This is a genomic window from Armatimonadota bacterium (assembly GCA_016223145.1).
Taxonomy (GTDB): Bacteria; Armatimonadota; Fimbriimonadia; order Fimbriimonadales; family Fimbriimonadaceae; genus Nitrosymbiomonas.
Genome location: JACRPN010000019.1, coordinates 1 through 5,994, shown reverse-complemented (window position 1 = coordinate 5,994; position 5,994 = coordinate 1). Strand labels below are relative to the sequence as shown.

Sequence of the window (5,994 nt, the reverse complement as noted above, 5' to 3'; positions counted from 1 at the left end):
TTGGGCCGACAGCAAGGCGCTTTACCACGTCATCGAGCACGAAGTCGCGCGCCGGTTCTACAGCCGCATCGATTCGGAGCCGCCTGCCGCTTGGTGCGAGCTCGTCAAAAGGTCCATCGCCGAGCTTGCGCCCGTCTTCTCGACCCAGCGCATGGTCCGCGAGTACGCGGAGCGCTATTACATGCCCGCCTCGCAGGCCTATCGAGAGATGTCCTCGGGTGGGCTCGCGCGGGCCAGTGCGGCGGTTCCCTGGCGCGAAAAGGTCCAAAAGGCCTGGGCGAACGTCAAGATCGTAGAAGTCCGCGACTCGGCGGGCGCCTCGAACCCGATTGGCTCCGTGCTCAAGCTCTCCGCCAAGGTTGATCTGGGGACGCTGGCCGAGACAGACGTCCAGGTCCAGGCAGTGGTCGGGAATGTCGGCCCAAGCAGAGAACTGCGGGACGTCAGCCACCTTCCTCTCGAGTTTGTTGGCAAGGAAGGTGGCGCGTTCAAGTATGAGGGCACTCTCGAGGTCGCTTCCTCGGGCCATAAGGGCTATTCGATCCGCGTGGTGCCTTCGCATCCGGATGTGGCAGTACCGATCGAGCTGAACTTGGTGACCTGGGAAGGGAGCTAGGTCGGCCAAAAGGGTCTGGGGTCTGGAGGTCTTCAGGTTCTCAGGTTTTCAGGTTCTCAGGTTTTCAGGTTCTCAGGTTTTCGGGTTTTCGGGTGCTCAGGTCTGAGGCCTGAGGTTTGAGGCTTAAGGGCCACAACCTCAAACGTCCCTCCGTCCCTTGTCGCTCCGTCCCTTCACTCTCCCCCACTCCAGCGGAGCTTTTCACCTCGCAGGTAGGCTCTTGCCGATGCTGGGCAGGTATATGGAGGCCGAAATCCAGGAGCAGCCGAAGATGCTCGCCGGCCGCTGCAAAGCCTACTTTCAAGGGGCTCTCGCGGCGCTCTCCCAGTGCCGGCCCGAGGTCGTCCTCCTCGCAGCCCGTGGCTCCTCGGACAACGCCGCACTGTATGGCCGCTACCTGATCGAAATCCACTTGGGAATCCCCGCCGTGCTGGCCTCACCCTCTGTCTGGACCCGCTATGGACGCAAGATCCGGTATCCCCGGTGTCTCGCCATCGGCATCTCCCAAAGTGGCGCCGCGCCGGACGTCGCCGAGGTGCTGACGGCGCTCCGCCATGACGGCCACTCCACACTCGCCATCACGAACACTCCCAACTCGCGCCTGACCGACGTTGCGGAGCACTCCCTCATCCTGGATGCCGGCGCAGAGAGGTCCGTCGCCGCAACCAAGACCTATTCCGCTTCCCTTCTGGCCCTCGCACAAGTGGTGCGCGTGCTTGGCGGGGACCTTCCCGACCCCGCGAGCTTCCTTCCGGACGATGATTGGGCAAACCTATGCCGGGAACGCGCCGTCGCCGAATGCGGCGTGCTCCTCCGCTCCGAACCGCTCTTCGCGCTGGCCCGCGGGTATGGCTTTAGCACCGCGAACGAGACCGCTCTCAAGCTCATGGAGTGCGCGCGCCTGGCGTGCAAGAGCTTCTCCACCGCCGACTTCCAGCACGGCCCCAAGGCTCTGGCGGGCCACGGCGCGGCCGCCGTGGTGTTTGGCGAGCCGGCAGACTGGCTGCGTGCCCAAGGGTGCGAGGTCCTCCAGGCTCCGCTGCCGCCCGAACCGCGCGGAGTCCCCTCGGTCTACGCCCCTCTATGGGACGTTTTCTTTAGCCAGTGGCTGGCCCTGACTGCCGCGCGCCATCGGGGTCTGGACGCCGATGACCCGCAGTTTCTGAAGAAGGTCACGGAGACGCTGTAGGAGGCCGCAGCCTTCCTGACGAGGCGTATGGGGTGCCGGGTTTGGGGTCTGGGGTTCGGGGTTTGGGGTCAGCGAAGCCACCCCGCCCTTCGCCCATCGCAGCCTCCCCAAATCGTCAATCGTCAATCCTCGCACCACCTCCCCCCTCGGGGAGAGGCCATAATGGCCGTGAACAGGGTGAGGGGAGGAGGAGAGTATGGAAGGATGGAGGGCGAGGCTCTGTCCAAGTCGTCAACCCTCTGCACGCCCCCGGGGGAGAGGCCGTAAGCTCAGCGAACCGGGGTTTGGGGGGGGAACGCGCCCCAGAGCCTCTTGCTCGAACCTACAAACCTACAAACCTACAAACCTACGAACCCACGAACCTAACTTGACCTTCGATACCGCGGGGCCGCAGGTATCGGAAGGGGAGGCTCTTGATCCACGGTTATGTGTCCCCACCAGTTTTCTCGGGCAGCACGATCATAGGGAAGGTCGGCAAACGCCTCGGCAGAGGGCAACCCTCGCTCCAGCGATCTCTCTGCTCTGCGGATTCCCTCCATGCTCGCCGGATTGAGGGGCAACAGGTTGAAGGCGAATTCAAAAGCCTTCGAGGCCGTCGCCATCCTCCCGCGCTCGTAAGCGCGCTGAGCAACCCAGATCAGATTGGAAAACATCTCCTTGTCGAGCCCGTTGCCATCCCAAGCGCCCGCTTCCTTGAGCGCGTAGAGCTTGAGCAACACGTCGAGGTGCACCTCTTCACGTGTCTCCACAGCCTGTTTGCCGATGGTCTCGCCCGCATGCAGCCTGTAAAACGCCAGAAGATGGCGATGGACCACCGGAAAGGCTCCGAGCATCAATGCCCTCGTGTGATGCTCCCAATCCTGGCTGGAAGGCAACGACTCATCGTGCCCGCCCACGCGATCCAGCGCAGCCTTGCGCCAGAGCGGACCGACCGTCACCCACGGCAGGTCATGCCGTAAAAAACGTCTCAAAGGCTCGCCTTCAAGGGTGTTCCACAGCAACGGTGTATCCCCGGGCCGACTTCTGAAGAGGCCCGTCTGACAAGCCGCGAGATCTGCATCTCGGTCGCGCTCAAGAATCTCCACCTGGACGCGCAGCTTCTCCCGATGCAGCAAATCGTCCGAATCAAGGAACTGAACAAACTCGCCTTCGGACTCCTTGAGGGCTAGATTCCGAGCGTATGGGGCGCCCCGGCGCTCGGGAAGCTTCCAGAACTTGATCCGGCTGTCGGTCGCAGAGAGCCGCTCTGCCAATTCGGGCGTCTCATCCTCTCCACCGTCGTCGACGATCAGGATCTCCAAGCGATCGTGGGTCTGAAGCTGGGCGCTTCGAACAGCTTCCGACAGCAGCAAGGCGCGGTTCCGCGTCGGGATGATGATGCTGACGAGCCCCGATTCCATCGCTACCCTATCTCAGCGGTCCTACCGGAACATCGGCCCCGCACCAAAGGCACTTCTTGCTCACGCGACTCAGGATCTTCTGGCCGCAAGAAGGGCAAACGGAGTGGACCGGCGTGATCCTGCCGTCCTTGTTCCCGTCCTCCTGGTCGACCTCTTCCATGGCTTTGGTCAAGTGCTCATTGGTGAATCCCTGGGCCTTCAAAAGTTTCCACAGCCCGGCAAACGCCAGCTCCATCGCGTCGAGGCGCGCCATCAATTGCTGGGTCTCTGCCGCCGGGATCGACGGGACCTTCTCATGCACGACAACCGACGGCGATGAATAGCTGCCAAGAAGGTAGTTCAGCATAGGTTCATTGTAGACCCTGCGCCGAGTCGCCGGGACATCCCGTAAACTGCGCAACATGTTCGGCCAAGGATCCCTAGCTTCCCTGCCCTTTCTGCGCTCCTACCGGTCCAAACGCGCTTCAAGTTTCGATCGAACCGGTGGAAACCGCGACTTCGTGAGCCTGAAGCCCGGTGAGAAGACGGTCGTGCTCGACACCGACAAGCCCGGTTGCGTCAAGCACATCTGGTGCACGATCGGCGGCGGCGGCCCCCAGTTCCTTCGGAGGCTAGTGCTTCGGATGTGGTGGGACGGCGAGGAGAACCCGAGCGTCGAATCGCCGATCGGGGACTTCTTCGGCGTGGGGTTCAGCCTCAACAAGAACTTCGTTTCGCTCCCCTTGCAGGCAAGCCCGCAGGACGGAAGGGGCATGAACTCCTGGTGGCCGATGCCGTTCGACGCCGCGCGCATCGAGATCGAAAGCGAGAGCGACGAGGACTGCAGCATCTATTTCTATGTCGATTACGAGGAGTACAGCCAGCCGATAGGCCCGGAAGTGGCTCGCTTCCACTGCCAGTGGCGACGCGAAAACCCGACCGACGGCTTCAAGGTCCCCAAACTCAACAACGAGAACATCTGGGAGGTTTGGCAGGGCAACGCGAACACCACCGGCGACGGAAACTACGTGATCCTTGACGCGGAGGGCTCGGGCGTTTATTGCGGGTGCGTGCTCCACATCGACTGCTTTGAACGGCAGGCCAACGACTGGTACGGCGAGGGAGACGATATGATCTTCATCGACGGCGAGCCATGGCCTCCCAGCCTGCACGGAACCGGAACCGAGGATTACTTCAACATGGCGTTCTGCCCGCAGCAGGAGATTTGCGCGCCCTACCATGGCCTGACGCTCTATTCGGGCAACTCCAACTGGCCGTGGAAGGGCAAAAACTCGATGTACCGCTTCCATATCGAGGACCCGGTCCGGTTCGCAAAGAGCGTCCGCGTTACCATCGAGCACGGCCACGGCAACAAGCTCTCGAACGACTATTCGTCGACGGCCTATTGGTATCAGCTCGAACCCCACAAGCGCTTCCCCGTGCTACTGCCCGTCGAGCTTCGATTGGCAAGACGCCAAGAACCTGATTTCGCTTAGGACTCGGAAAGGTGGCGCTTAAGCGCAGACCAACTACGAAATCGAAAACGAAGACGCAGCACGAGGAACAAAAGCAACAAGGTGCCCTTGCTCGGCGACTTGCCGCTGGTGGGCGGGCTCTTCCGTGGCCAAAAGAACGAGGTTCACAAGACCGAGGTGATCATCATGGTCACCCCCCGCATCATCAAGCAGTAGAGCGAAACCACAGACTCGATCACTCCTAATCGGTGTCTGTTGAAGCGGGCGTATCCCAGGCTTCCGGCCAAAGAGACTTAGGTTCGGCGACTGGAATCGCCGAGCGCCAATACGGCATTCCTCAATGCACCCGTCGAGGCCCCATAGGGGAGCCCTGGGCGGGTGTTTTCCACTTTTTAGCCACCCGCCGCAATCCTTAACTCCACCTTAACATTCGCATAATATGCTCCTAAAGTACCGCACCGAGGGAGTTTGCGCGGACCCATGAGAAGACAAAAAGACAGGAATCTCTTCGCCCTGCTCGAGGCTCAAGCCCAGGTGGCCCTGAAGTCAACCAAGGCTCTCCACGAGCTCACCAAAGACTTCGGCAGGATGGCCGAGCTAAACGAGGCCATCAAGAAACTGGAGCACGAAGGCGACGATCTGACCCACGAACTGCAGAACCGCATCGCCACTACCTTCATCACGCCTCTCGACAAGGACGACCTCCGAGCGCTCAGCCAGGACCTGGACGACGTGACCGACTACGTGGAAGCGGCGGCCGCCAGAGCCGAGCTCTACGGGCTTTCCTCGCCCCGGCCCGACCTTGCGCCTGCCGTCGAGCTTCTGGTGCAGGCCATGGAGCTCACCGAGAAAGCGGTCTGCTCGCTTCAGATGGGCTTTTCAAAGTCGGGCCCCTTGCGAGAGCTGCTCAAAGAGATCCACACCGTCGAAAATGCCAGCGACCGGGCGTTCCGTGGCGCGCTGAAGTCCCTCTTCGACGAACCCGGGATCGACGCGCTGACAGTCATCAAGTGGAAGGAGCTTTACGACCGCATCGAGACTGCCGTCGACAAGTGCGAGGACATCGCCGCAACCATCGGGACGATCATCGACAAATATGCCTGAAGTCACCGTCATTATCGTGCTTGCGGTCTTCTTGGCCCTGGCGTTCGACTATATCAACGGGTTTCACGATACGGCAAACGCCATCGCGACCGTCGTCTCAACTCGCGTTCTGAGCCCTGCGGCGGCCGTCATCATGGCCGGCATCCTGAACTTCGCCGGCGCAATGCTCTTCGAGGGTGTGGCAAAGACGGTGTCGAAAGGCATTGTGAATCCCGCCGGTGCGACTGAAGT

General features: G+C 61.5%; 8 protein-coding genes. 6 read left to right on the top strand and 2 right to left on the bottom strand.

What is annotated here, in order from left to right; all coding sequences use genetic code 11:
* Both HZC36_14950 and HZC36_14945 read left to right on the top strand, forming a co-directional pair.
* A partial coding sequence (locus HZC36_14950) for a DUF3417 domain-containing protein (protein ID MBI5708279.1) occupies positions 1–616 on the top strand: 616 nt, incomplete at its 5' end.
* A gap of 226 nt (positions 617–842) precedes the next feature.
* Positions 843–1,805, top strand: a complete 963-nt coding sequence (locus HZC36_14945) for an SIS domain-containing protein (protein MBI5708278.1) — start codon at positions 843–845, stop codon at positions 1,803–1,805.
* A gap of 362 nt (positions 1,806–2,167) precedes the next feature.
* On the opposite strand, the gene HZC36_14940 is transcribed toward HZC36_14945, so the two are convergent.
* Positions 2,168–3,205, bottom strand: a complete 1,038-nt coding sequence (locus HZC36_14940; protein MBI5708277.1) for a glycosyltransferase family 2 protein — start codon at positions 3,203–3,205, stop codon at positions 2,168–2,170.
* Positions 3,206–3,212: 7 nt separating this feature from the next.
* Positions 3,213–3,551: a hypothetical protein gene (locus HZC36_14935; protein ID MBI5708276.1), complete on the bottom strand. Its 339-nt coding sequence runs from the start codon at positions 3,549–3,551 to the stop codon at positions 3,213–3,215.
* Between the two features lie 55 nt (positions 3,552–3,606).
* Here HZC36_14935 and HZC36_14930 point away from each other — a divergent pair, with 55 nt between their 5' ends.
* The 4 genes from HZC36_14930 to HZC36_14915 form a co-directional block, all read left to right on the top strand.
* Positions 3,607–4,680, top strand: coding sequence for a DUF2961 domain-containing protein (locus HZC36_14930; GenBank protein MBI5708275.1), 1,074 nt, complete (start codon positions 3,607–3,609; stop codon positions 4,678–4,680).
* Between the two features lie 81 nt (positions 4,681–4,761).
* The gene (locus tag HZC36_14925) at positions 4,762–4,875 is read left to right on the top strand and encodes a hypothetical protein (protein MBI5708274.1); all 114 of its coding nucleotides are present in this window, start codon (positions 4,762–4,764) and stop codon (positions 4,873–4,875) included.
* 264 nt (positions 4,876–5,139) lie between these two features.
* Positions 5,140–5,763, top strand: a complete 624-nt coding sequence (locus tag HZC36_14920; protein ID MBI5708273.1) for a DUF47 family protein — start codon at positions 5,140–5,142, stop codon at positions 5,761–5,763.
* Positions 5,756–5,994: inorganic phosphate transporter (locus tag HZC36_14915; GenBank protein MBI5708272.1), on the top strand; the 239-nt coding region annotated here is incomplete at its 3' end. The genes HZC36_14920 and HZC36_14915, both read left to right, overlap by 8 nt.

Excerpts from the sequence above, each read along its gene's own strand:
- HZC36_14945 (MBI5708278.1), top strand. The coding sequence starts at position 843 with ATGCTGGGCAGGTATATGGAGGCCGAAATCCAGGAGCAGCCGAAGATG.
- HZC36_14940 (MBI5708277.1), bottom strand. The coding sequence starts at position 3,205 with ATGGAATCGGGGCTCGTCAGCATCATCATCCCGACGCGGAACCGCGCC.
- HZC36_14935 (MBI5708276.1), bottom strand. The coding sequence starts at position 3,551 with ATGCTGAACTACCTTCTTGGCAGCTATTCATCGCCGTCGGTTGTCGTG.
- HZC36_14930 (MBI5708275.1), top strand. The coding sequence starts at position 3,607 with ATGTTCGGCCAAGGATCCCTAGCTTCCCTGCCCTTTCTGCGCTCCTAC.
- HZC36_14920 (MBI5708273.1), top strand. The coding sequence starts at position 5,140 with ATGAGAAGACAAAAAGACAGGAATCTCTTCGCCCTGCTCGAGGCTCAA.